The sequence below is a fragment of the Borrelia persica No12 genome (genome assembly GCF_000500045.1).
Taxonomy (GTDB): domain Bacteria; phylum Spirochaetota; class Spirochaetia; order Borreliales; family Borreliaceae; genus Borrelia; species Borrelia persica.
The window spans coordinates 1-824 of the sequence record NZ_AYOT01000053.1 but is presented as its reverse complement, the minus strand read 5'-3'; the positions used below and the strand labels follow the sequence as shown (position 1 = coordinate 824).

The 824-nt window shown below is 28.6% G+C and carries 2 protein-coding genes; both read right to left on the bottom strand.

Annotation, left to right across the window (positions count from 1 at the left end):
• Window positions 1-213: 213 nt before the first annotated feature.
• Window positions 214-417 carry a hypothetical protein gene (locus tag U881_RS13470; protein WP_268744140.1) on the bottom strand — a complete coding sequence of 68 codons (204 nt, stop codon included), beginning with the start codon at window positions 415-417 and terminating at the stop codon, window positions 214-216.
• Window positions 417-824: DUF685 domain-containing protein (locus U881_RS13465; protein WP_024652974.1), on the bottom strand; the 408-nt coding region annotated here is incomplete at its 5' end. The genes U881_RS13465 and U881_RS13470, both read right to left, overlap by 1 nt.

Sequence of the window (824 nt, the reverse complement as noted above, 5' to 3'; positions counted from 1 at the left end):
TTGATAATGTCTTTAGTTACTGGTTTAAGAAGAAAAACAAATAGAGAACCCATACCTAAAATGAGAAGAGCAATAATAATAAGTTTAGTGCCGTCAATATTAAGTAAAAGTTCAGATAAAGCACTCAGACTTTGCATAATCCTTTAACCTCGCTTTTTATAATAAATGGTATAGTTAAATATATAGCAAAAATATAAATATAGCAAAAAAAAATTATAACTTAAGAAGCAAAGGATTACCCCCCACGTTTTTTTGCATGTACCAACCTTCTAAAATATTATTTTCAAATAATGTACCACCGTGTACGGAAGCAAGTCTAAATATAGTCCTGTTAGTTGAAGAATAACTGTTGTACTGGATACTAACTTTTTTAGTAGCTTGTGAAGTTGAATTAGATATTACTTTGACTTTTACAATTAAGTAAATAGGCTTATTATCATATGAGCTATCTGTTTGTATAATGATTTCTTCATTTTCAGATTGTCGTGAGTAGAACCAAGTTCAAAGATATAACGTCTGTTTAGCAAACTATACATAGACACGGATTCTCTATAAGATTGGCTACTACTATTATAGCTATTTGCTTGTACGGTACTAGTACTACTTGAACTGAAATCGTTGCTAATACCAGTTAAATATTTTGGTACTGGTATTTTTTTCAAAGAAGAGTAATAAAGACCTACTAAATAATGGTCTTTACTTAACGTGTCTTGTGATAAATTATTTCCAAACTTATTGATAACTTGACTGGTAATATTATCCATACTACTAGATTGATTATTATTAAGTTTGCTAATAATTTTTTCATAGGCTTGGTTTATAAA